24 protein-coding genes are annotated in these 20,829 nt (G+C 74.5%); 13 read left to right on the plus strand and 11 right to left on the minus strand.

The features are described from left to right. The first annotated feature begins 8 nt into the window (after positions 1 to 8). Together ABIB16_RS08685 and ABIB16_RS08690 are read left to right on the plus strand one after the other, a co-directional pair. On the plus strand, positions 9 to 1,124 hold the full coding sequence (locus ABIB16_RS08685) for a type I restriction endonuclease (protein WP_036314529.1): 1,116 nt from the start codon (positions 9 to 11) through the stop codon (positions 1,122 to 1,124). A gap of 135 nt (positions 1,125 to 1,259) precedes the next feature. Further along, positions 1,260 to 1,472 carry a hypothetical protein gene (locus tag ABIB16_RS08690; protein WP_010079881.1) on the plus strand — a complete coding sequence of 71 codons (213 nt, stop codon included), beginning with the start codon at positions 1,260 to 1,262 and terminating at the stop codon, positions 1,470 to 1,472. A 35-nt stretch (positions 1,473 to 1,507) separates the two neighbouring features. Here the strand turns inward: ABIB16_RS08690 and ABIB16_RS08695 are convergent, their stop codons facing one another. Continuing rightward, complete coding sequence (locus tag ABIB16_RS08695) at positions 1,508 to 2,053, minus strand: GNAT family N-acetyltransferase (protein ID WP_020624710.1); 546 nt, start codon at positions 2,051 to 2,053, stop codon at positions 1,508 to 1,510. Positions 2,054 to 2,125: 72 nt separating this feature from the next. Here ABIB16_RS08695 and ABIB16_RS08700 point away from each other — a divergent pair, with 72 nt between their 5' ends. Beyond that, the gene (locus ABIB16_RS08700; protein WP_044659331.1) at positions 2,126 to 2,635 is read left to right on the plus strand and encodes a GNAT family N-acetyltransferase; all 510 of its coding nucleotides are present in this window, start codon (positions 2,126 to 2,128) and stop codon (positions 2,633 to 2,635) included. On the opposite strand, the gene ABIB16_RS08705 is transcribed toward ABIB16_RS08700, so the two are convergent. Both ABIB16_RS08705 and ABIB16_RS08710 read right to left on the minus strand, forming a co-directional pair. Continuing rightward, positions 2,625 to 3,314: a M23 family metallopeptidase gene (locus tag ABIB16_RS08705; RefSeq protein WP_020624712.1), complete on the minus strand. Its 690-nt coding sequence runs from the start codon at positions 3,312 to 3,314 to the stop codon at positions 2,625 to 2,627. The genes ABIB16_RS08700 and ABIB16_RS08705 overlap by 11 nt on opposite strands. Positions 3,315 to 3,326: 12 nt before the next feature. Further along, complete coding sequence (locus ABIB16_RS08710; protein ID WP_041104118.1) at positions 3,327 to 4,583, minus strand: NAD(P)/FAD-dependent oxidoreductase; 1,257 nt, start codon at positions 4,581 to 4,583, stop codon at positions 3,327 to 3,329. Between the two features lie 73 nt (positions 4,584 to 4,656). Here ABIB16_RS08710 and ABIB16_RS08715 point away from each other — a divergent pair, with 73 nt between their 5' ends. After that, entirely contained in the window at positions 4,657 to 5,424 is a 768-nt protein-coding gene (locus ABIB16_RS08715; RefSeq protein WP_041104117.1) for a sulfite exporter TauE/SafE family protein, read from the plus strand. A 21-nt stretch (positions 5,425 to 5,445) separates the two neighbouring features. Here ABIB16_RS08715 and ABIB16_RS08720 read toward each other — a convergent pair whose 3' ends face one another. After that, positions 5,446 to 6,054: a TetR/AcrR family transcriptional regulator gene (locus ABIB16_RS08720; RefSeq protein WP_020624715.1), complete on the minus strand. Its 609-nt coding sequence runs from the start codon at positions 6,052 to 6,054 to the stop codon at positions 5,446 to 5,448. Positions 6,055 to 6,126: 72 nt separating this feature from the next. Between ABIB16_RS08720 and ABIB16_RS08725 the strand changes: the two genes are divergently transcribed. Genes ABIB16_RS08725 through ABIB16_RS08735 form a run of 3 tightly spaced genes read left to right on the plus strand, consistent with a single transcriptional unit; the run spans position 6,127 to position 9,938 of the window. Beyond that, positions 6,127 to 6,912, plus strand: coding sequence for an ATP-binding cassette domain-containing protein (locus ABIB16_RS08725; RefSeq protein ID WP_041104115.1), 786 nt, complete (start codon positions 6,127 to 6,129; stop codon positions 6,910 to 6,912). Further along, on the plus strand, positions 6,912 to 9,371 hold the full coding sequence (locus ABIB16_RS08730; RefSeq protein ID WP_041104113.1) for a YhgE/Pip family protein: 2,460 nt from the start codon (positions 6,912 to 6,914) through the stop codon (positions 9,369 to 9,371). Before ABIB16_RS08725 ends, ABIB16_RS08730 begins: the two co-directional genes overlap by 1 nt. Before the next feature lie 6 nt (positions 9,372 to 9,377). Next, the gene (locus ABIB16_RS08735; RefSeq protein WP_020624718.1) at positions 9,378 to 9,938 is read left to right on the plus strand and encodes a GNAT family N-acetyltransferase; all 561 of its coding nucleotides are present in this window, start codon (positions 9,378 to 9,380) and stop codon (positions 9,936 to 9,938) included. Positions 9,939 to 9,950: 12 nt separating this feature from the next. Here ABIB16_RS08735 and ABIB16_RS08740 read toward each other — a convergent pair whose 3' ends face one another. Further along, the gene (locus tag ABIB16_RS08740; RefSeq protein WP_020624719.1) at positions 9,951 to 10,481 is read right to left on the minus strand and encodes an SgcJ/EcaC family oxidoreductase; all 531 of its coding nucleotides are present in this window, start codon (positions 10,479 to 10,481) and stop codon (positions 9,951 to 9,953) included. 29 nt (positions 10,482 to 10,510) lie between these two features. Beyond that, positions 10,511 to 10,651 (minus strand): hypothetical protein, encoded by a 141-nt coding sequence (locus tag ABIB16_RS08745; RefSeq protein WP_017488522.1) that lies wholly within the window; start codon positions 10,649 to 10,651, stop codon positions 10,511 to 10,513. A 311-nt stretch (positions 10,652 to 10,962) separates the two neighbouring features. On the opposite strand from ABIB16_RS08745, the gene ABIB16_RS08750 reads away from it, so the two are divergent. From ABIB16_RS08750 to ABIB16_RS08760, 3 genes are read left to right on the plus strand one after another with little or no spacing between them, the layout of a single operon-like run. Then, the gene (locus tag ABIB16_RS08750) at positions 10,963 to 12,213 is read left to right on the plus strand and encodes a polysaccharide deacetylase family protein (protein WP_036314515.1); all 1,251 of its coding nucleotides are present in this window, start codon (positions 10,963 to 10,965) and stop codon (positions 12,211 to 12,213) included. Between the two features lie 10 nt (positions 12,214 to 12,223). Next, positions 12,224 to 12,778 (plus strand): TIGR03086 family metal-binding protein, encoded by a 555-nt coding sequence (locus tag ABIB16_RS08755; protein ID WP_036339014.1) that lies wholly within the window; start codon positions 12,224 to 12,226, stop codon positions 12,776 to 12,778. A gap of 39 nt (positions 12,779 to 12,817) precedes the next feature. Further along, positions 12,818 to 13,126: a hypothetical protein gene (locus ABIB16_RS08760; protein WP_036314546.1), complete on the plus strand. Its 309-nt coding sequence runs from the start codon at positions 12,818 to 12,820 to the stop codon at positions 13,124 to 13,126. 17 nt (positions 13,127 to 13,143) lie between these two features. Here ABIB16_RS08760 and ABIB16_RS08765 read toward each other — a convergent pair whose 3' ends face one another. From ABIB16_RS08765 to ABIB16_RS08780, 4 genes are all read right to left on the minus strand, one after another. Beyond that, positions 13,144 to 13,941 (minus strand): TVP38/TMEM64 family protein, encoded by a 798-nt coding sequence (locus tag ABIB16_RS08765; protein ID WP_020624722.1) that lies wholly within the window; start codon positions 13,939 to 13,941, stop codon positions 13,144 to 13,146. Between the two features lie 162 nt (positions 13,942 to 14,103). Continuing rightward, the gene (locus ABIB16_RS08770; RefSeq protein ID WP_230278038.1) at positions 14,104 to 14,946 is read right to left on the minus strand and encodes a GTP pyrophosphokinase; all 843 of its coding nucleotides are present in this window, start codon (positions 14,944 to 14,946) and stop codon (positions 14,104 to 14,106) included. Between the two features lie 65 nt (positions 14,947 to 15,011). Then, on the minus strand, positions 15,012 to 15,467 hold the full coding sequence (locus ABIB16_RS08775) for an acyl-CoA thioesterase (RefSeq protein ID WP_087113530.1): 456 nt from the start codon (positions 15,465 to 15,467) through the stop codon (positions 15,012 to 15,014). Continuing rightward, complete coding sequence (locus ABIB16_RS08780; protein ID WP_268259637.1) at positions 15,464 to 16,939, minus strand: FAD-binding oxidoreductase; 1,476 nt, start codon at positions 16,937 to 16,939, stop codon at positions 15,464 to 15,466. Before ABIB16_RS08780 ends, ABIB16_RS08775 begins: the two co-directional genes overlap by 4 nt. An 86-nt stretch (positions 16,940 to 17,025) precedes the next feature. On the opposite strand from ABIB16_RS08780, the gene ABIB16_RS08785 reads away from it, so the two are divergent. From ABIB16_RS08785 to ABIB16_RS08795, 3 genes are all read left to right on the plus strand, one after another. Next, positions 17,026 to 17,688: a GNAT family N-acetyltransferase gene (locus ABIB16_RS08785; RefSeq protein WP_354436210.1), complete on the plus strand. Its 663-nt coding sequence runs from the start codon at positions 17,026 to 17,028 to the stop codon at positions 17,686 to 17,688. A gap of 1 nt (position 17,689) precedes the next feature. Then, complete coding sequence (glsA, locus tag ABIB16_RS08790; protein ID WP_230278035.1) at positions 17,690 to 19,060, plus strand: glutaminase A; 1,371 nt, start codon at positions 17,690 to 17,692, stop codon at positions 19,058 to 19,060. Between the two features lie 126 nt (positions 19,061 to 19,186). Next, positions 19,187 to 19,966, plus strand: coding sequence for a Pr6Pr family membrane protein (locus tag ABIB16_RS08795; protein WP_230278034.1), 780 nt, complete (start codon positions 19,187 to 19,189; stop codon positions 19,964 to 19,966). A 140-nt stretch (positions 19,967 to 20,106) separates the two neighbouring features. Here the strand turns inward: ABIB16_RS08795 and ABIB16_RS08800 are convergent, their stop codons facing one another. Then, on the minus strand, positions 20,107 to 20,772 hold the full coding sequence (locus tag ABIB16_RS08800; protein ID WP_041104097.1) for an SDR family oxidoreductase: 666 nt from the start codon (positions 20,770 to 20,772) through the stop codon (positions 20,107 to 20,109). Between the last annotated feature and the right edge of the window lie 57 nt (positions 20,773 to 20,829).

Here is a 20,829-nt window from a genome sequence, read left to right on the forward strand (position 1 = left end):
GAAACGGCATGACTGAATTCGAGGACAAGCTTGCGCAAGTGGCTCGGCGAGCCCGCGACTACGCAAGCTCCCTGGACACGGAAGAGGCGACGAAGAACGCGCTCGTCATGCCATTCATCTCGCAGGTGTTGGGCTACGACGTGTTCGATCCCCAGGAGGTCGTCCCGGAGTTCGTCGCAGATCTGGGCCTGAAGAAGGGGGAGAAGATCGACTACGCCATCATGCGGGAGGGGAAGGTCAACATCCTCGTGGAGGCCAAGAAGGTCGGCTCGGAGCTGTCCCTGGCGCACGCGAGCCAGCTGGTGCGCTACTTCCACACCAGTGAAGCGCGGATCGGCGTGCTCACCAACGGGCGGGTGTGGAACTTCTACACGGACCTCGACAAGGCCAACATCCTCGACGAGCGTCCGTTCCTCGTCCTCGATCTTCTGGACATCGACCCGGTCACCGTGCCGAAGCTCGAGCAGCTGGCGAAGGGATCCTTCGATCTCGACTCGGTCATCGCCGCAGCCGAGGAGCTGAAGTACGTATCGGCCATCAAGCGCGAGATTTCTGCCGAGATGGCTGCGCCGAGCGATGAGTTGGTGAAGGTCCTCGCCAAGCGCGTGTACTCCGGGTACATGAACGCCAAGGCGGTGGAGACCTTCACCCGGCTCACCGAGGAGGCTGCGCGCCAGTACATCAACGATCGCGTCAACGCGCGGCTGAAGACTGCCCTGGGCGACCAGGTCGCTCCGGTACTGGCGGCTCCCGCTGAGCCCGTGGCCACCGGCGATCAGACGGTCCTGTCCGACGAGGAGAACGGTCAGGAGGGCCAGCTCAAGCCGGGCGTGGTGACGACCGAAGAGGAGATCGAGGGTTTCCGCATCATCAAGGCGATTCTCGCCGGAATCGTGCCGATGAACCGCGTCTACATGCGCGACGCAGCCTCGTACTGCAGCGTCATCCTGGACGACAACAATCGGAAGCCGATCGCGCGCCTTCACTTCGACGGGAAGGTGAAATATCTGGTGCTGTTCGATGCGGACAAGAACAGGACGCGGGCCGACCTCGAGAACTTGGAGGACATCTACGAATCCGCCGAGGCACTGCGGAGCGTCGTCAGCTCCTACGTCGGGGCCTGAGCGGACTCTGACCCGCCTACTGACCGGATCCGGCCCGCGGGCGGGCAGGACTGTGCCCCGCCGCCGTCGATGCGCCACCCTGGTGCGCACGCCCCGGTGGGACAGACCCGCCGGGCGCCGACCCGAGAGGACGTCATGACCCATCACGAGCGCGACGACCGCCAGGCCCTGGCCGCCGGCGAGACCTACCTGATCCACGTGCTGGAGACCTCCGACCCGCCCGGCAACCCGGACCACTACCGGATCACGGACGCGGTCGAGGCCCACCACGCGTCCACCGGCTCCTACGACGTCGAGGCCGGCGGCCTGGACGCCGCCCGCGAGCTGCTCGCCCGCCACGCCAAGTGAGCGACCGGGGCTGAGACGTCCGGCCGGGCCGCGCCTCACGCGCCCGGCCGGAGCCTCATCCCCAGCACGGTGCGCGCCTCGAGCCCCAGAGCCGCGCGGGCCTCGGGCGCGCCGGTGCGGTCCTCGCCCACCACGGTCATCCCGATCCGCTCGGCCACCCGGCGCGAGGCCGTGTTCTCCGGGTGGATGATCGCCACGAGCTCGTGGTGCCCCAGCACGTCCCGGGCGTGGTCCCGGCAGGCGGCGGCCGCTTCGGTGGCGTAGCCGCGCCCCCACAGGTCGGCCCGCACGTGGTAGCCGACCTCCAGGCGAGGCTCCCCGTTGACCTCCTGCCACGTCAGGCCGCAGTCGCCCACGAAGCCGGGCCCGCCGTCGTCGTGGGTCTCGATGATCCACAGCCCGTGCCCGTCCTGCGCGTACCGGCGCCGGTTGCCCGCGATCCACGCCGCCGCCTCCGCGCGCGTGCGCGGGGCGGGGTAGAAGCGCATCACCACGGGATCGGCGAGGAGGCCGGCCAGGTGGTCGAGGTCGGCGTCGGCCATCTCGCGGAAGCGCAGACGGGCGGTGGGGGCGGGCGGCATGCGCCCAGGCTAGCGGCGGGCGGATGCGCCCCGCCTCTTGTCTGCGCGGGGCCGGGCTGGTCGACTGTGCCCATGCCGCATTCCCTCTCCCTGCGCCCGTTGCGGGTGGATGACGCCGAGGCCATGGCCGCGGTCCTCGCCGACCCGGACCTGTACACGTACACCGGCGGGACGCCGCCGGGCGAGGAGGAGCTGCGGCAGCGGTACGCGATCCTCGCGCGCGGTCGCTCCGAGGACGGCGCGGAGGACTGGGCCAACTGGATCGTGGTGCTGGAGCCGGAGGGCCGGCCGGTCGGCTACGTCCAGGCCACCATCCCCGTGGACGGGGGACCCACGCAGATCGCCTGGCTGATCGGCACGCCGTGGCAGGGCCGCGGGCTGGCGAAGGAGGCCGCCGGCCTCCTCAAGGGCGAGCTGCGGGACCGGGGGGTGCGGCGCCTCGTGGCGGATGTCCACCCCGAGCACACGGCCTCCCAGCGGGTCGCCCAGGCGATCGGCCTGGCGCCGACGGACGAGGTCGTGGACGGGGAGGTCCGCTGGGCCGGGTCCGTGGACGACGGCGGCGGCCCGGTCACCGGCTGAGGCCGCGGCGCCGCTCCGGGTAGGAGCCGCCGAGCTCCACGCCCCGCTCGGCCAGGTAGGCCTCCGGGTCCACCGGCTCGCCGTCCACGCGCAGCTCCAGGTGCAGGTGCACGCCGGTGGCGGCGCCGGTCTGCCCGACGCCGGCCAGGTGGTCCCCGGCGGAGACGCGCTGGCCCGCGTCCACCACGGTGGAGTCCGGGGCGGCGTGCAGGTAGCGCCACACGTGGCCGTCCCCGGCGTCCACGGCGAGCAGGTTGCCGCCCGCGTCCCCGCCGGCCTCCACGAATAGGACTCGGCCGTCGGACACCGAGTGGAAGGGCGTGCCCTCCGGCACCCCGCCGAGGTCCACGCCGTCGTGGCGGGTCAGGGCCTCCTCGGACACCCCCGAGGGCACCACGCCCTCGCCGAACGGGTTGGGGCGGGGCCCGAAGCGGGAGGTCACGCGGCCCTGCACGGGCTCGGCGTACCCCTGCGTGTTCACCGTGGGCGGGGCGGGGGTGAAGCCGCCGTTCCAGCGCCGCCGCTCGGCGCCCGCGCCGGCGTCGTCCCGGCCGGCCGGACCGAACGCGAGGACCAGCGCCAGGACGGTCGCGATCAGGGCCAGCGCCCCCACTGCGGCCAGCACGCCCCCGGCCACACCGCTGCCCGGGGAGCCGGCGCCGGGGGTCGGGGTGGTCATCCCCTCAGTCTGTCATGCAGGGTCGGGACGGCCCCGGCCTTCGCCCACGGCATCCCGGCCCGCCACCAGCTCCCGCCCGCGCTCGTAGTCCTCGTCCGCGTTGTAGGTCAGCACGCCCACCACGCGGTCCTGCGCGTCCATGTACCAGAGAGTGAACCCGCCGGTGCGCTCCACCATGCGGGCCTGCTCGTGGCCGTCGCCCCACGCGGCGTGCTTGAGCGTGTGCTCGCCGATGGTGCTCCAGAACCCGGGCACGGCCTCCCACCGCCGCAGGGACTCCGGGTCCGCCGTCGCCGCGTGGGCCAGCACGGAGGCCTGGCCGGCGCCGCCCGGCACGCCGACCTCGGTGCGGGCCGCGTTGTGCCCGGCGACCTCGCCCATGCCGAGGGCGTCGCCCCAGTGCTCCACGGGGATCGGCCGGCCGGCCACGGCGTGGTGGGCGCGGGCCACGTCCCCGGCCACCCACACGCCCGGCGCCGCCGCCAGGTGCTCGTCCGCCACGATCCGCCCCTCGTGCATGGTCAGCTCGGAGTCCTCGAGCCACCCGCCCCCCGGCTCGACCCCCACCGCGGCGAGGATCAGGTCCGGGGCGAGCGTGGCGCCGTCGTCGAGGTGGACGGTGCGCGGGGCGCGCACCTGCCCCACCCGCACGCCGGTGCGCAGCTCGACGCCGGCGCCGATCAGCCACTGCGCGATCCGATCGCCCGCCTCGCGGCCGAGCCGCTTCTGCTGCGGCACCTCGTCCGGGGTGACCAGCGTGGTGGCCACCCCGCGCAGGGCCAGGGAGGCGGCCGCCTCGCAGCCGATGAACCCCGAGCCGATCACGACGGCGGAGCGCGCGTGCCCGGCGGAGGCCACCAGGCGGCGGGCGTGGTCGAGAGAGCGCAGCAGGTGCACCTCGGCGTCGTCGTCCGCGACGGGCAGGGGCTTCGGGTGCGCGCCGAGGGCGAGGATCAGGCGCTCGAAGCGGACCGGCTCCTCGCCGACCCGCAGCGTCCGGGCACCCAGGTCCGCGTGGGTGACGGTCACGCCCCGGCGCAGCTCGACGGCGTCCGGCAGGTCCTCCAGCACCGTCGGCTCCGGTTCGGCGGTGCCGCGCAGGAGCTCCTTGGACAGCGGCGGACGCTCGTACGGGTGGTCCACGTCCGAGGTGAGCATGAGGACGGGGCCGGGTCCCCCGGCGTCGACGTAGGCGCGGGCGGCGCTGACGCCGGCGGGGCCGCTGCCCACGATCACGAGCGGGAACGGGGTGGAGCTGTGCTGGGCCATGCGGCCAGCATGCGCACCCGTCACGGGCGGAAGCCAGGGCCGACGGACACCCCGGCTCCGGCATACTGCCCGCATGGACCCCTCCCTGGTGTGGCTGCCGGCCGTCGTCGCGCTGGCCGCGATCACCGTGGGCGGCACGCTCCAGCGGGTGAGCGGCATGGGCGTCGGCATGATCGCCGCACCCACGCTGTCCCTGCTCCTGGGCCCGGTGGCGGGGGTGACGCTGTCCAACGTGGCCGCCTCGGTGTCCGCGGTGCTGCTGTTCGCGGTGCTCCACAGGCACGTGGACTGGCCGCGCTTCGTCCGCCTCGCACCCCTGCTCGTGGCCGGCTCGTTCGCGGGGGCGTGGGCCGTGCGGGTCCTGGACGCCCACGCCCTCGAGATCCTCCTGGGGTCCTCCGTGCTGGTGGCCGTGGCCGCCGTCCTGGGCCTGCAGCAGCGCTTCACCGCCCAGGGGAACGGGGCCGTGTTCGCCTCCGGCGCCGTGGCCGGGTTCATGAACACCACCGCGGGCATCGCCGGGCCGGCGCTCGCGGTCTACGCGGTGGCGAGCCGGTGGGACCAGCGCTCGTGGGCGGCCACCCTCCAGCCCGTGTTCCTGCTGGCCAATCTCACCTCGCTGGTCACCAAGTCGCTGTTCGGCGCGGCCGTGCCCGCGGGGCTGCACGTGCCGTGGCCGGTGTGGGTCGCCGTGGTGGTGGGCGGCCCGCTGGGTGTCCTGCCCGGTTCGGTGGTGGCCCGCCGGGTGGACCCCGCGAAGGCGCGCGTCCTCGCGATCTGCCTGGCCGGCGTCGGGGGCACGCTGGCGCTGGTGCGCGGTGTGGCCGGCACCCTGGGCTGAGGCGGGGCCGGCGCGCAGGCGTCAGGGCAGGAGGGAGCGCACGGCCGCGGCCAGCGTGTCCCGCACGTCGTCCACCGTCAGGTCCTCCGGGGCCAGGTGCCGCTCGACCGACAGCGTGTGCACGAGCATCAGGAGCATGGCCGCAGTGTGCGTGACCTGCTCGTCCGGGACGTCGGCCAGCACGCGGTGCTCGCGCAGCAGGCCGGCCAGGAAGTCCCGCCGCCGGACGGTCAGCGTCCGGTAGGCTCTCCCCACGGCGGGCTCGCGCAGGCCCACGGCCTGGAACTCGTGGAGGAGCAGGGGCCAGGAGCCCGTGGTCTCGAGCACGACGTCGGCCAGGGCCTCCGCCACGCGGGCCACCAGGTCCTCGCGCGGCAGGTCGGGGTCGTCCAGGGCGTCGGCGACGCCGTCCATGGCTCGGGTGGTCGCCCGCTCGAACTGGACGGTGCAGGCGGCGGCGAAGAGGTCCGGCTTCCCCGCGAAACCGGAATAGACGGCGCCCTTCGTGTAGCCGGCCTCCGCCGCGATGCGGGCGAGGGAGGAGCGCGCGTAACCCTCCCGTCCGAACACCCGAGCCGCGTGGTCGAGGATGGCCGCGCGGACATCCTCGCGGCGGGGTCGGGTCGCCATGTTGCCCTCTCGATGCCGATGGTATTGAATACCGATGGTATTGAATCCGCCTCGACTCGGCAAAGAGGGCCCATGTCTTCCACTCCCACCGACGCCGATCACCATGGCCCCGGGCCCGCCCCCGACCCGGCGCACCTCGACGACCTCCCGCCCGCCACCCTCGTGGCGCGCGGTCTGACCCTGCGCGGCAGTCGCGGGCCGGTGTTCGGCTCCCTCGACCTCGTGCTGCCCCCGCAGACCCACCTGGCCGTGCTCGGAACCCAGGGCTCGGGCCGCTCGGCCCTGCTGCTCGCCCTCACGGGGCGCCTGCAGGGCGTGCGGGGCGAGCTCGTGCTCACCGGCGGCCCCGTGGACGTCGCCCTGGACGGGCCGGAGCGGCCCGCCGCCCGCGCGTACCGGCCCCCGATCGACGCCGCGCGCCACCCGCACGCCCTGCGCGCCCGCACCGCCGTCGCCCACACCACCGACGTGGTGGAGCTCGAGCCGGCGCTGACCGCGGCCGAGGTCGTGGACGAGCGCTGTCTCACCGACGGCGTGCGCCGCCGCGCCGGCCGCGCACGCTTCGCCCTCCTCGCGGACGCGGTGAGGCTGACCGTGGCGCCGGAGGCCGTCGTCCGGGAGCTGTCCGCGCCCGATCGCGCGCTGCTGGCCGCCGTCGTCGCCTGCCTGCGCCCGGCCCGCCTCGTCACCTTCGACGACGTGGACGCCACCCTGACCATCGATGAGCTGGTCGCGCTCCACGCGGCCCTGGACGTCCTCAAGGACCACGGCCACCCGTTCGCGGTGAGCGCCGTGGCCTCCGCGCCCGTGCCGCGCGACGCCGTCGTCCTCACCCTGCCCCCCGTCCGGGAGAACTGATGCTGTTCCGCTACGAGCTGCGACGCTTCCGCCGTGGCCTGCCCCTGCTCGCCCTGCTGTTCATCTTCCTCGTCCCCGCCATCTACGGCGCTCTGTACCTGTCCGCGAACTGGGACCCCTACGGGGCCATGGACCGTCTGCCGGTGGCGATCGTCAACGAGGACGAACCCGTCCAGCGCGGCGACACCACGCTGCGCACCGGCGCGGACATGACCGAACGCCTCAAGGACGACCGCGCCTTCGACTGGCGCGAGACCACGCGCGAGGAGGCCGAGGAGGGACTGCGGGAGGGCCGGTACTACCTCGTCCTGGAGATCCCCGCCGAGCTCAGTCGTGACCTCGTCAGCCCCGAGGGCGGCGGGACACCGCGGCAGGCGCAGATCACCCTGCGCCGAGACGACGCCAACGGCTTCGTGATCGGCTCCGTCACGAACGCGAGCCAGGCCAAGGTCGAGGCCGCCGTGAACCGGTCCGCGATCGAGGCGTACTTCGAGGCCGTCTTCTCCAGCCTCGGCGAGCTGCGGTCGGGCATGGTGGACGCCGCCGACGGCGCCGCGCAGCTGGCCGACGGCACGGCCTCCGCGGAGGACGGCGCGAGCCAGCTGGAGGACGGGATCGTCCAGGCCCACGACGGCTCGGGCAAGCTGGCCGAGGGCGCGGGCCAGCTCGCCACGGGTGCGGGTGACCTCGCGGACGGCGCCGCCCAGGCCGACGACGGCGCCCAGCGACTCGCCGAGGGCGCCGCGTCCGCGCAGGACGGGGCCGGGCGCCTGGCCGACGGGCTCGACCAGGCGCGCGGGGGCTCCCAGGCCCTCGCCGACGGTGCCGGGCAGCTCGCCGAGAACGCCCCCGCCCTGCGTCAGGGCGCCACGGACCTCTCCGACGGGCTGGCCCAGCTGCAGACCGGATCGGCCGAGCTCACCGACGGCGCCACGCAGGTGGCCGACGGCACCCAGCAGCTCTACGACACGGTGATCCCCGGCCTGGACCAGGTGATCGAGCGGCAGGACGCGGTGGCCGCCGACGTCGCCGCGGTGGACGAGGACGTCCAGCGCGTCGCCGAGGTGGCCGGCACGGCCGAGGACGGCGCGGGCGCCCGCATCGCCGACGCGCAGGCCGCCCTGGCCGAGCTCGCCGAAGAGGACCCGACGCTCGCCGAGTCCGAGCAGTACGCCGCGCTCCAGGAGGCGCTCACCGGCGCGGACGAGCGGGTGACCGCCGTCGCCGGCCGCGCCGAGGAGGCCGCCGCGACCTCCGCGGCCGCCAACGAGCGCGTCCAGGGCTTCGTCGAGGACGACGTCGCCGCCTCCGCCAAGGCGGATCTGACGGACCTCAACGACGGCGCCCACGCCGTGGCCGCGGGCGCGGAGAAGCTGCAGGGCGGGATCGGTGAGGCGAAGGACGGGGCCGACTCCCTCGCCGACGGCGCCGGGAAGTTCGCGGACGGCCTCGAGCAGCTGGGCTCCGGCGCGACCGAGCTCGACGGCGGCCTGGCCCAGCTCCAGGACGGCGCCGGGGAGCTGCAGTCCGGCCTCGGCGAGCTGACGGACGGGGCGACCACCCTCGCCGAGGGCAACGCCGCGCTCCACGACGGGGCGCTGACCCTGCAGGACGGTGCGGGCCAGCTGGAGTCCGGCGCCACCGAGCTCGACGGCGGCCTGGCCCAGCTCCAGGACGGCGCCGGGGAGCTGCGCGCCGGCCTCGGCACCCTCGACGACGGCGCCCACGAGCTCGCCTCCGGGCTCTCCGACGGCGTCGACCGCGTCCCCGCCCTGACCGAGGACGAGCGGGACGAGGCCGCCCTGGTGATGTCCCGGCCCGTGGAGGCCGTGATGCAGGTGGACAACTCCGCGGAGGTCTACGGCCGCGGCATGGCGCCGATGTTCTTCTCCATCGCCCTGTGGGTGTTCGGCATCGCCGCGTTCAACATCATGCGGCCCATCAGCGGGCGGCTGCTGGCCGGGCGCCGCAACCCGGTGGCGATCGCGCTGGCCGCGTGGCTGCCCGTGGGCATCGTGGCCGTGGGCGGCGGCCTGCTCATGCTCGCCGCGACGCTGCCGCTGGGCCTGGCCCCCGTGCACCCGGTGCGGGCCGTGGCCCTGACGGTGCTCGTGGCCGTGGTGTTCTCCCTCATCGCGCACCTGGTGCAGACGGCGCTCGGCACCCCCGGTTCGGCGCTGCTGCTGGTCCTGCTGGTCCTGCAGCTGGCCTCCACCGGCGGCACCTACCCGGCCGAGGTGCTGCCCGGCTTCTTCCAGGCGCTGCACCCGTTCATGCCGATGAGCTACTCCATCGAGGCGTTCCGCAACGCGATCTCCGGCGGTCCGGACCAGCGCTTCTGGGTGCCGGTGGTCGTGCTGATGGGCATCGGGGCGGCGGCGCTCGCCCTGGACGTGCTCGTGGTGCGGCGCCGGCGTCGGTTCCGCATGAAGGACCTGCACCCCGCGCTGCAGGCCTGAGCGGGGATGACTTCCGCACCCCGCGCCGCCGTCGTCCGTCCGGCCCGCCCCGAGGACGCGCCCGCGATCGCCGCGATCGCCGCGGCCACCTTCCCGGACGCCTCCCCGGCCTCGCTGCCGCGTGCCGCGGTGGAGGCGCACATCGCGTTGCACCTGAGTGAGGCCGCCGTGGCCGCGTGGATCGCGGACCCGGAGCGGATCGTGCTCGTGGGCGCCGCGGCCGACGCCCCGGAGACCCTGCTCGGCTACGCCATGTACGAGACCGCCGCGGCCCCCGAGGCACCCGTCACGGAGCGGCTCGGCGACGTGCCGGCCGGCCACCTCTCGAAGCTGTACGTGCTCGCCGAGGGGCGCGGCACCGGGCTGGCCGAGGCCCTCGTGCACGACGGCGTCGAGCGGCTGCGGCGGCTGGGGTTCCGGCACGTGTGGCTCGGCACGAACGCGCAGAACGCACGGGCCAACCGGTTCTACGAGCGCCTCGGCTTCGAGACGGTCGGGGCGCGGCAGTTCGTGGTCGGCGGGGAGCGGGTCGAGGACGACTGGGTGCGGCTGCTGACGGTGGCGTGAGCCGGTCGCCGCTCAGCAGGCCTCCGGGCCGTCCGGGTCCTCGTCGGGGTCGAACCACGCGGACGGGTGATAGTGCACCGCGGCGAGCCCCTCGTCGTCGGCCAGGTGGGTCTGGGCCCCGGGCACGGAATCCGTGTTCTGCCCGGCCACCGCCTCCCACGCCCCGGTCTCGGTGCGGCGCACCACGAGCAGCAGGACGCCGGTGCGCTCGCCGGCCTCGTCGCCGTCGGGCGCGGTCTGCCCCGTCATGGTCCACGGCGCGTGCACCACTGCCACGTCCCCGAGCTCCCGCACCCGCACGCGCCCGAGCTCGAGCCGCGAGTGCGGGAACATCCAGCGGAAGCCGAGCGCGTGGTTCACCCGGATCTGCCGACGCCGCCTCCACCACACGCCCACCACGTTCACGAAGTCCGCGTCCTCGGCGAACAGCTCGGCGAGCGCGTCGGCGTCGGCGGCGTTCCAGGCGGCCGCGAAGGCTTCGGCCACCGCGGCGGGGCCGGTCGGTCGGGCCGCGACGTCGGCGGTGGGGTCCGCGGGGGACATGGCTGCTCCTGGATCGGGGAAGGGCGGGTTCAGCGGGCGGGTCCGTAGGCCAGCGTCAGCACGACGGCGGCGAACAGCACCGCCATCACGGCCAGGACCGTGAGCACGGCGCGCAGGGCCGCACGCGTGCGCGGGTCGGCCGGGGGCGGTGCATCCGGACGTCGGGTCACGCTCGCCAGTGTGGCACGCGGCACGGCGCGAGGGGCGCGTGCGTCGGCGCGCGTCGAAGGCGCCTCCCAGCCGGGGCTCAGTCGACGCTGAAGCTGCGGATGTGGTTGCTGAACACGAAGCGGTCGAACACGGTCCGCGCCGAGCTCGGGTCGTCCGCGTGACCACTCTGGGCCGTCTACGGCGGATCGAGCCCCGCCGCCGGCCGGCCTCCCATGCCCGGCCGGTTCCCACCTCCGCCCGCCCGCCCGGCAGGGGTGGTCCCGGGCCGGGCGGCCTTGGGATGATGGGTGCCCCCGGAGAAAGGTGCCCGATGCCCCCGCCCGTGCCGCAGCCGACCCGCCGACAGATGCTCCTGGCCGGTTCCGCCCTGCTCGGATCGGGACTGCTGGCCGCCTGCGGGCAGGACGGGGAGGACGCGGCGTCGTCGTCCGTGCCGACCTCGTCCGCGCCCACCTCCGCCGCCCCCGCTGGTCCGCCGCCCGCCGGCGAACCGGTGGCCTGGTCGGACGTGGCCCGGGTTCCGCACCTGTTCTTCCACTCCCTCGTGGTGGACCCGGCCCGCGCCTTCGACGGCGACGACAAGGCCGGCGGCTATCTGGACTTCATGGTCACGGTGGACGAGTTCGACGCCGTCATCCGGCAGGTCTACGAGCGCGGTTACGTGCTGGTCTCCCCGCACGAGCTGTACGAGGTGGGGGAGGACGACGTCGTGCGCCCGAAGACCCTCATGGTCCCCGAGGGCCGGACCCCGCTGATCCTCTCCCTGGACGACTGCTCGTACTACCTCTACATGGACGGCGACGGCTTCGCGGACCGCCTGATCGTGGCCGAGGACGGCCGCGTCCGCAACGAGTACACGGACGCCGAGGGCACCACGCACGTCGGGGCGTTCGACGTCGTCCCGCGCCTGGACGACTTCCTCGCCGAGCACCCGGACTTCAGCCTCAACGGCGCCCGCGGCGTGCTGGCCATGACCGGCTACGACGGCGTGTTCGGCTACCGCACCTCGGCCCGCGAGTTCGGGGACAGCCCCACGTTCGACGCCGACGTCGCGGCCGCCACCGAGGTCGCCGACGCGCTCAAGGACAGCGGCTGGGAGTTCGCCTCCCACACGTGGGGCCACCGGACGGTGCCGAAGCTGACCATGGAGGAGCTCGAGTTCGACATGAGGCACTGGCACGAGGAGGTCGAGCCGATCCTCGGCCCCACGGACATGCTCATCTACCCGTTCGGCGCGGACGTCACCGGCCCCGGCAAGTACACGGAGGACAACGAGCGGTACCGCTACTTCCGCGAGCTCGGCTACCGCTCCTTCTTCCTCGTGGACGGCACCTCCAAGGCGTGGGGCCAGCTCGAGCCCGGCTACTACCGCGGCTCGCGCATCAACGTGGACGGCATCAGCCTCGCCGCGGCCGTCTCGGGCGAGCGGCCCGTGCTGGAGGAGTTCTTCGACCCCCGGTCCGTCCTGGACCCGGCCCGCCCCGAGTCCATCCGCGGCCCGAAGAAGCCGAGCCCGGCGCCGTCGTCGCCCGCCGCGGCCCCGAGAACCCCGCGACCCTGAGGAGAGCACCATGTCCATCCCCGCCACCGAGGTCGAGGCCCGCTGGAACGCGGCCGCCGAGCCGTTCACCGCCGTCGTCCGGGAGGTGCGGGACTGGGACGCCGCCACCCCGTGTGAGGGCTGGGACGCGCTGGACCTGCTGGACCACGTGATCGCCGGCCAGCGCGACTTCGCCGCCCGCCAGGGCCGGGAGGTGCCCCTCTTCGACGGGTCCCGCCAGCAGCTGGCCACCCAGTGGGCCAAGCACGCCGCCGCCATGTCCGCCCTCGCCGGTGACGAGGAGTTCATCATGCGGCCCATGAAGACCGCGCTCGGGGAGATGCCCGTGGGTGAGGCGTTGATCCGCTTCCACGCGTTCGACGTGATCGTGCACCGTTGGGACCTGGCCCGCTCGCAGGGCGTGGACGCGCGGTTCACGGACGCGGAGATCGACTGCGTGGAGGAGTCGCTGGAACTGTTCGGCGACGCCGCCTACACGCCCGGCATCCTGGGCGAGCCCGTCCCCGTGGCCGACGACGCCGACCGGCAGACCCGCCTGCTCGGTCGCCTGGGCCGTCGGGGCTGAGACCAGGGCAGGACCCGTCCCCGCACCCCAGGAGGCACCGTGAGCGAGTCCACCGGTTTCAGCGCCGCGGAGCAGGCCGCGATCGCCGAGCGCGCGCAGGAGCTGCGCGCCCAGCGCGGCGGCAGGAAGAAGGCCGACGCCCTGCAGGACCTGCTGGTGAAGATCGAGGAGATGCCCGAGCAGGACCGCGCCATGGCGGTGGGGGTGCACCGGATCGTCACGGAGGCGGCCCCGGAGCTCGAACCCCGCACCTGGTACGGCATGCCCGCCTACGCGCGCGGCACGGACGTGCTCGTGTTCCTGCAGGTCAGCAGCAAGTTCGGCGTGCGGTACACAACCCTCGGCTGACGTCCGGCGCAGAGTGGTCACGACACGCCGCGTCGCGCACGCGGAGACGGCGTGTCCTGACCACTCCGCGGGCTTTCCGGCCCCTCCGAGCCCGCCGGCCCCTCCGCGGCCCGGGCTGCCCGTCGCCAGCGCCGCACCGCCCACAGGGTCAGACCGCCCACGGCGAGCCAGCCCACCCCGAGCAGCACGCCGTTCACGACGCCCGGGCGCACCGCGAACGCCCCCATCGCCACGAGGGAGAGCTGCCCGGGGATCACGCCGACCGCGGTGGAGCCGGCGAAGATCCCCAGCGGCACGGCGAGCGCGCCCGCCCCGTAGTTCACGGGCCAGTACGGCAGCCCCGGGGCGACGCGCAGGGCCAGCAGGGCGAGGAACCCGGTGTCCTCGAGCCGCCGCTCCACGGTCTCGGCGTGGCGGCCGAGCCCGCGCAGGACCACCTCGCGTCCGACCGCGCGCGCGATGCCGTACGCCCCGAGCGAGCCCAGCAGGGCTCCGACGACGGACAGCACCGTCCCCTCGATCGCGCCGAAGAGCACACCGGCGGTGACCGCCATGATCGTCACGGGGATGGGGGTGAGCGCCACGGCCGCGTACAGCACGGTGAACGCCAGCCAGCTCCACCAGCCGAAGCCGTCCAGCTGGGCGCGCAGCTCGTCCACGCCGGGCAGGCGCACGGTGAGTGCCAGCCACACGAACGCCGCCACCACGAGGACGAGGGCGGCGGTGCGCAGGATCGACACCCCGCGGTGCCCTGTGCGGGCGGGCAGGGTGGAGGCGGCGCCGGAGTCGCGCGGCGGCACGGCGGTGGAGGGCATCGGCTCAGGCTACCGGCAGCCGCTCCCTCCGCATGTCCTCCCTGGCCTGCGGTCACGCCCTGCTCTGCTTTGCTGGATCACACGCGTGTGACTCATCCACACCTGTGGACAACTCTGTGGAGAACCCTGTGCACGCGGCCCGCCGGGTGTGGACGGAGGGGCTCAGACGGTGGACGCGCCGGGCGCGTCGTCACCCGGCCGCGCCTCGCCCGGCCCCGCCGCCGGCTCGTCCTCGAAGACGGGACCGCCGTCGTCCTCCCAGGCCGCGGCGGCGTCGTCGTCCCTGTCGGTCTCCTGCACCTGGTCGTGCAGGCGCTCCATGCGGGTGTCCAGGTCCGCAGCCACGCGGGCGGCGGCCACGAGCTCGGTCGCGATGTCCGGGGGCACGCCGCCGTCGAACTTGTAGTTGATCTTGTGCTCGAGCGTGGCCCAGAAGTCCATGGCGCTCGTGCGGAACTGCATCTCCACGGTCACCGGGATCGTGCCGGTGGACAGGTGGATCGGCACCTGCACGAGGCAGTGCAGACTGCGGTAGCCGGAGGGCTTGGGCCGGGAGATGTAGTCCTCCACCTCGAGCACCCGGATGTCCGGCTGCTGCGTGAACTGGCGGAACACGCGGTACACGTCCCGGGCGAAGCTGACGATCACGCGCGCCCCGGCGATGTCCGTGACGTTGGTGCGCAGCGCGTCCAGGTCCAGGGACAGCCCGCGGGCGGAGGCCTTGCGCAGGATCGACTCCGGCGACTTCACCCGCGTGACGATGTGCTCGATGGGGTTGTAGTCGTGCAGGTGCGTGAACTCGTCCCGCAGCACCTCGAGCCGCGCCTCCACCTGGAGCAGGGCCGAGCGGTACTCGAGGTCGAAGCGCTCGACGTCTCGGCGCAGCCGCTCCAGCGCCCCTGACGCCGCGGGGGTGAGCTGCGTCAACTCGGACACGGGGGAGCTGCGCAGCGCCTCGACGTCCGCCGAGGGCGCGGGCGCGTCCGGGGAAGGGTCCTGCTCCATGGCCTCAGAGCCTACGGCGGGATCCTGCGAGACGGCTGGCCGTCCACAGGCCCGACGGCGGCCCGTCAGTCCTCGGCGGGGATCAGCACGCGTTCGAAGACGGCGCGCTCCTCGTCGGAGACGGCCACGGGCCGCCCGGCCGCCGGGTCCACCTGCACGAACACGGCGTCGCACAGCACGCAGCGCCGCCCGTCCTGCCACAGCTCGTGTCGCAGCGTGAAGGACGTCCGGCCGATCCGCAGGATCCACACCCGCGCCGTCACCTCGGGCCCGGCGTAGACCACGGGCGCCTCGTACTGGACCTCCATGGACCGCACGACGCGCTGGACGTCCCCGGACGCCGTCGTCGTGGCCCACGCGCCCAGGGCGCGCACGCGCGCCTCCTCGGTGAGGGTGAGTAGTCGGGCGTTGTTGACGTGGCCGTAGCGGTCCTCGTCGGACCAGCGCAGCTGCAGCCCGACCTCGAACGGGGTCGGCGTGCCGGCGTCGGCGGGGGTCTCGGGGGTGGTCGGCTGCGTCATGGGGTGAACACCTTTCCTGGGTTGAGGATGCCGTGCGGGTCGAACACGGCCTTGATGCGCTGCTGGAGGTCGTGCTGGGCGTCGCCGAGCTCGTCCCGCAGGAACGCGCGCTTGAGCAGGCCCACGCCGTGCTCCCCGGTGAGCGTGCCGCCGAGTTCCAGACCCGCGCGGAACAGCTCGCCGGCGGCCTCCCACACGTCCGCCGGGATCGACGCGGCGTCCTCAGCCGCGCCACCCACCCGCGCCGCCGCGCCGAACAGCAGGATCGGGTGCAGGTTGCCGTCCCCGGCGTGGGCCGTGGTGGGGATGGCGACGCCGGTGCGTGCCTCGATCTCACGGATCCGCGCGAACATCTCGGCCATGCGGCTGCGCGGGACGGCCACGTCCTCCACGAGCGGGGTGCCGAGGCGCTCGAGCGCGGGGAACGCGGTGCGGCGCAGGGCCATGAGGGCCTCCCCCTCGGCGGGGTCCACGGTCACGGTGACGTCCCCGCCGTGGGCGCGCATGAGGGCGGCCATGGCCTCCCCGTCCGCCTCGGCGCCGGCGCCGTCGGCCTGCACCAGCAGGAACGCGCCGGACTCGGGCAGGGCGGCCCCGCGTTCGGGCCCCGCGTGCGCGCGCACCGCGGCGAGCGTCGCCTCGTCCATCAGCTCCATCAGGGCGGGCACGTGACCGGCCCCGGTGATCGCCTCGGCCGCGGCGGCGCCCGCGACGACGTCCGGGAAGAACCCGCCGAGCGTCACCGGCACGCCGCGCACGGCCGGCCGCAGCGCCAGCGTCGCGCCCACGATCACGCCGAGCGTGCCCTCCGAGCCGATCATCAGCGCGACCAGGTCGTAGCCGGTCACCCCCTTGACGGTGCGGTGGCCCAGCCGCAGCAGGGTGCCGTCCGCGAGCACCACGTCCAGGCCCAGCACCGCCTCGCGCGTCACGCCGTACTTGGCGCACAGCAGCCCGCCGGCGTTCATCGCGATGTTGCCGCCCACCGTGGAGATGTCCTTCGACGCGGGGTCCGGGGCCCACCACAGCCCGTGCTCGGCGAGCGCGGCGTTCAGCGCCCCGTTGAGGATCCCCGGCTCGACGACGGCCACGCGGTCCGCGGGGGAGACCTCCAGGATCCGGTCCATCGCGGTCATGTCCAGGACGATCTCGCCCGCCCCCGCGACAGCGCCGCCGGCCAGCCCCGTGCCCGCTCCGCGGGTGACCAGCGGGGTGCGGGTGCCGTGCGCGATCCGGCACGCGGCCTGCACGTCCTCCACCGTCCGTGCGCGGACCACGGCCCGCGGCGCGGCGGGGGAGCGATGCCCCGAGCGGTCCGCCCGGGCGGCCTCGAGTGCGGCGACGGAGACGTCCACGCGGCCGGGAAGCTCCGCCTGCAGACGGGCGACGACGTCGGCGGGTGGGGCGTCCGCAGCGGAGGCCGGGGCGGCCGGGGCGGCGGGGGTCGGGTCGAGCGGTGCGGCGGAGTCCATGCCCACCAGTGTCGCCGATCACACGGGGCGGAACGCTCGTCGGCCGGTCCGATGACGCGCCCGGCCCCGTCCCTAGACTGGGGGCCATGACCTCCCCGGACCCCGCTGCGCCGCGCCCCCGCGTCCACGTGCTCACCCTGCGCCCGGATGGAGCCCGCGAGGACACCGCCCGCCGCGTGGGCGCCGTCCTCGCCGAGGCCTTCGCCACGGACCCGTACACGCTCGGGCTCGTGCCCGAGGACCGGCGCGAGGCCCGCCTCGAGCGCAAGTTCACCGCCGCCGTGCGCCACGGGCTGCGCGCGGGGGCCGACGGCGCCCCGCTCGGCGCCGTGGACGTCGCCGTGGACGCCGACGATGGCACGCTGCTCGGCGCCGCCGTGTGGACCTCCCCCGCCGCACCCCGCGGGGTCGACGTGCCGGGCCTGCTGGCGGGGCTGCCCACCGCCGTCGCCGTCCACGGCCGCCACACCCTCGCCCTGAAGCGGATCCAGGCCGCCTGCGAGCGGGCCCGCCCGGCAGGCCGGCACTGGTACCTTGAGGAGGTCGGCACCGTCCCGTCCGCCCGCGGGCGCGGGGCGGCGAGCGCGCTGGTGCGCCACGGCCAGCGCCGCGCGGCGGGGCTGCCCGTGCACCTCGAGGCGTCCGTGCCCGCCACCGTCCCGTTCTATGAGCGGCTCGGCTTCCGTGCCACCGGCCACGTGCCCGTGCCCGGCGGCGAGCCCCTGACCTGCCTGCGCTGGGAGGCCTGAGATGAGACACCCGATCCCCGACTACCTGGCGAGCCTGGTCACCGAGCTCGGCGCCGTGAACCCGGGCGAGACGGCCCAGTACATCCCCGTGCTCGCGGAGGCGGACCCGGACCGCTTCGGCATCGCGCTGGCCACCCCCACCGGGCGGCTGCACTTCGCGGGCGACGCGGACGTGGAGTTCACCATCCAGTCCGCGTCCAAGCCGTTCACGTACGCGGCCGCGCTCGTGGACCGGGGCTTCGCCGCCGTGGACCGGCAGGTGGGGTTGAACCCCTCGGGCGAGGCCTTCAACGAGCTCTCCCTCGAGGCGGAGTCGCACCGCCCGGACAACGCCATGATCAACGCCGGCGCGCTCGCGGTGCACCAGCTGCTCGTGGGACCGGAGGCGAGCCGGAAGGAGCGGCTGGACCGGGCCGTGGAGATCATGTCCCTGCTCGCCGGGCGTCGGCTCTCGGTGGACCGGGAGACGTACGAGTCCGAGATGGCGGTCTCGGACCGCAACCTCGCCCTGGCGCACATGCTCCGCAGCTACGGGGTGCTGCAGGACTCCGCCGGGGAGATCGTGGCCGGGTATGTGGCGCAGTGCGCCGTGCTCGTCACCGTCAAGGACCTCGCCGTGATGGGCGCGTGTCTGGCGACGGGCGGCATCCACCCGATGACGGGCGAGCGCGTGCTGCCGTCCATCGTGGTGCGGCGCGTGGTGTCCGTGATGACCTCCTCCGGCATGTACGACGCCGCCGGGCAGTGGCTCGCCGACGTCGGGATCCCGGCCAAGTCCGGGGTGGCCGGCGGTGTGCTCGGCGCGCTGCCGGGCCGCGTGGGGATCGGCGTGTTCTCGCCGCGCCTGGACGAGGTGGGCAACTCGGCGCGCGGCGTGCTGGCGTGCCGCCGCCTCTCCGAGGACTTCCGGCTGCACCTCATGGACGGGGACAGCCTGGGCGGCACCGCCGTGCGCTTCGTAAAACGCGAGGGTGACCGCGTGTTCGTGCATCTGCAGGGCGTGATCCGGTTCGGCGGCGCCGAGGCGGTGCTGGACGCGCTCACGGACCTGCACACCGGGGCGGAGAAACCCGGCACCGGGTGGGACGCCGCCGTCTACCCGCGGTGGCAGGAGGCCGCGGCGGACAGCGCGGCGCTCGCGGCCGCGACCAGCGGCGGTGCGGTGCACGAGGCCGCCGCCGTGGCCGCCCGAGACGAGAACGACGGGCCCATCCGCACCGTGGTGCTCAACCTCGAGCGGGTGGACCGGATCGACGACGTCGGCCGGCGGCTGATCGCCGAGGGTGTGCGCCGGCTGCAGGCCGACGGCGTGCGCGTGGAGGTCGAGGATCCGGAGCGCATCCTGCCGCTGGAGGAGGCCGGCGCCCACTGAGGCGGCGGGGCGGGCAGGAGGGGGGCGCGGCGGTGTTCTCCGTCTCGCTCCCTTTCGTTCAACTGCTGTTCATGTGAGAATGGGCGGTCTGTGATCCCTTGACCCGGTTGTTCGAGGACGACCCCCATGCCCCTTTCCACCCTCCGCGTCAGCCTGCCCTCCCTCCGCCGCACCCGCCCCGCCCCGCAGGGGGTCCGTGAGCGGATCGCGCACGCCGTCGTGCCCCGGCTGCAGCCGCGTCCCGTGCCGCCGGTGGACCGTCGGAGCCGCCTGGCGTGGCAGGTCTCGGGGGCACTGCCGCTGATCGGGTGCCTGACCTCGTTCCCCATCGGCATGTCCAAGGACTCCATGGTGATCCCGGGCGTCGGCTATCAGGGCGGTTTCCCCGCGGGCTGGTCCCACGCCCTCAACCAGCCGGCGTACTTCACGTGGCTGTCCAACGCCCTGGTCGCGGGCACGTCGCTGACGCTGGCCGCGCGTCGTGAGGCGCCCACGTCGGACGCGTTCTGGGCCGTGCGCACCGCCGGCCTCGGCTCGGTGATGGTCACGGGGATCGTCTACAACGCGGTGCTGCGCGGCCGCGAACAGGACACCTTCCTCTACCGGCTCAACGACACGCTGCAGCACATCGTCAACCCCGTGCTCGCCCCGGCGGTGTGGGCGCTGTTCGACCCCCGCGGGCAGATCACGCGGCGGCGCGCCGGGCTGGCCTCGGTCATCCCGCTGATGTGGGCGGCGGCGACCATGGCGCGCGGGCCCCGCATCGACTGGTACCCGTACCCGTTCCTCGACGTGCCGCGGCTCGGCCGACGCAGCGTGGGCGTCGTGCTCGCCGGGATCCTGGCCGGCTTCACCGGGCTCATGGGTGTGCTCGGCACCGTGGACCGCCGCCTCGGCCTGGCCTGAGGGGCGGTCCCCGGCGCTGGCGGCCGCCGCCCGGCGCTTTCGAACGTGAGAGAGGGCCTATCTCACGTTCGAAAGCCCCCATTCGCCCCCTTTCACGTTCGAAAGCGCGGGTGGGAGGGGCCGACGACGGCGGCGGCGCGTCAGTCGCCGCGGACGGCCTCGGCCACGGGCACGTCGCCGTCCACGAAGTCGATCTTCCGGCCCACCGTGCCCGGCTCGCTGAGCACGGCCACGATCGCCCGGGCGACGTTGCCGCGGCTGGCCCCACGCTGCGGGGCATCGGAGTCGGAGAGGTCCGGGTCCACGGTGATGCGGCCGGACGGCTCCTCGTCGGTCAGGGCGCCGGGACCGAGGATGGTCCAGGCCAGCCCGGAGTCCCGCAGCGCCTCGTCCGCCTCGGCCTTGGCCTGCGCGTAGGTGTAGAAGGGGTCGTCCTCGGGCACGTCGTGGTGCAGGGACGCGCCGAGGTAGGACACCATCACGTAGCGCCGCACGCCCGCGGCCTCGGCGGCGCGCATGCTGGCGACGGCGGCGTCGTGGTCCACGGCCCGGGTGCGCTGGGCGTCCCCGCCGCCCGCGCCCGCGGAGAACACGACGTTGTCCGCGTCGCGCAGCGCGTGGAGCAGCTCCTCCTGGTCCGCCTTCTCGATGTCCAGGACGAGCGGTTCGGCGCCGGCGGCGCGGACGTCCTCGGCGTGATCGGGGTTGCGGATGATCGAGACGACGTCGTGGCCGGCCTCCGCCAGCAGAGGTGCGGCGAGCAGGGCCACCTTGCCGTGGCCGCCGATGATCACGGTGCGGGTCATGGGAATCTCTCCTTCGGTTCGATCGGGTGCTGAACTCCCACAGTAGGGAGAGCCCGA

The organism is Micrococcus sp. UYEF5 (assembly GCF_040546065.1).
Lineage (GTDB): Bacteria > Actinomycetota > Actinomycetes > Actinomycetales > Micrococcaceae > Micrococcus > Micrococcus luteus.

Coding starts and splice junctions, on each gene's coding strand:
- ABIB16_RS08685 (WP_036314529.1), top strand. CDS start 9: ATGACTGAATTCGAGGACAAGCTTGCGCAAGTGGCTCGGCGAGCCCGC.
- ABIB16_RS08690 (WP_010079881.1), top strand. CDS start 1,260: ATGACCCATCACGAGCGCGACGACCGCCAGGCCCTGGCCGCCGGCGAG.
- ABIB16_RS08695 (WP_020624710.1), bottom strand. CDS start 2,053: ATGCCGCCCGCCCCCACCGCCCGTCTGCGCTTCCGCGAGATGGCCGAC.
- ABIB16_RS08700 (WP_044659331.1), top strand. CDS start 2,126: ATGCCGCATTCCCTCTCCCTGCGCCCGTTGCGGGTGGATGACGCCGAG.
- ABIB16_RS08705 (WP_020624712.1), bottom strand. CDS start 3,314: ATGACCACCCCGACCCCCGGCGCCGGCTCCCCGGGCAGCGGTGTGGCC.
- ABIB16_RS08710 (WP_041104118.1), bottom strand. CDS start 4,583: ATGGCCCAGCACAGCTCCACCCCGTTCCCGCTCGTGATCGTGGGCAGC.
- ABIB16_RS08715 (WP_041104117.1), top strand. CDS start 4,657: ATGGACCCCTCCCTGGTGTGGCTGCCGGCCGTCGTCGCGCTGGCCGCG.
- ABIB16_RS08720 (WP_020624715.1), bottom strand. CDS start 6,054: ATGGCGACCCGACCCCGCCGCGAGGATGTCCGCGCGGCCATCCTCGAC.
- ABIB16_RS08725 (WP_041104115.1), top strand. CDS start 6,127: ATGTCTTCCACTCCCACCGACGCCGATCACCATGGCCCCGGGCCCGCC.
- ABIB16_RS08730 (WP_041104113.1), top strand. CDS start 6,912: ATGCTGTTCCGCTACGAGCTGCGACGCTTCCGCCGTGGCCTGCCCCTG.
- ABIB16_RS08735 (WP_020624718.1), top strand. CDS start 9,378: ATGACTTCCGCACCCCGCGCCGCCGTCGTCCGTCCGGCCCGCCCCGAG.
- ABIB16_RS08740 (WP_020624719.1), bottom strand. CDS start 10,481: ATGTCCCCCGCGGACCCCACCGCCGACGTCGCGGCCCGACCGACCGGC.
- ABIB16_RS08750 (WP_036314515.1), top strand. CDS start 10,963: ATGCCCCCGCCCGTGCCGCAGCCGACCCGCCGACAGATGCTCCTGGCC.
- ABIB16_RS08755 (WP_036339014.1), top strand. CDS start 12,224: ATGTCCATCCCCGCCACCGAGGTCGAGGCCCGCTGGAACGCGGCCGCC.
- ABIB16_RS08765 (WP_020624722.1), bottom strand. CDS start 13,941: ATGCCCTCCACCGCCGTGCCGCCGCGCGACTCCGGCGCCGCCTCCACC.
- ABIB16_RS08770 (WP_230278038.1), bottom strand. CDS start 14,946: ATGGAGCAGGACCCTTCCCCGGACGCGCCCGCGCCCTCGGCGGACGTC.
- ABIB16_RS08775 (WP_087113530.1), bottom strand. CDS start 15,467: ATGACGCAGCCGACCACCCCCGAGACCCCCGCCGACGCCGGCACGCCG.
- ABIB16_RS08780 (WP_268259637.1), bottom strand. CDS start 16,939: ATGGACTCCGCCGCACCGCTCGACCCGACCCCCGCCGCCCCGGCCGCC.
- ABIB16_RS08785 (WP_354436210.1), top strand. CDS start 17,026: ATGACCTCCCCGGACCCCGCTGCGCCGCGCCCCCGCGTCCACGTGCTC.
- glsA (WP_230278035.1), top strand. CDS start 17,690: ATGAGACACCCGATCCCCGACTACCTGGCGAGCCTGGTCACCGAGCTC.
- ABIB16_RS08795 (WP_230278034.1), top strand. CDS start 19,187: ATGCCCCTTTCCACCCTCCGCGTCAGCCTGCCCTCCCTCCGCCGCACC.
- ABIB16_RS08800 (WP_041104097.1), bottom strand. CDS start 20,772: ATGACCCGCACCGTGATCATCGGCGGCCACGGCAAGGTGGCCCTGCTC.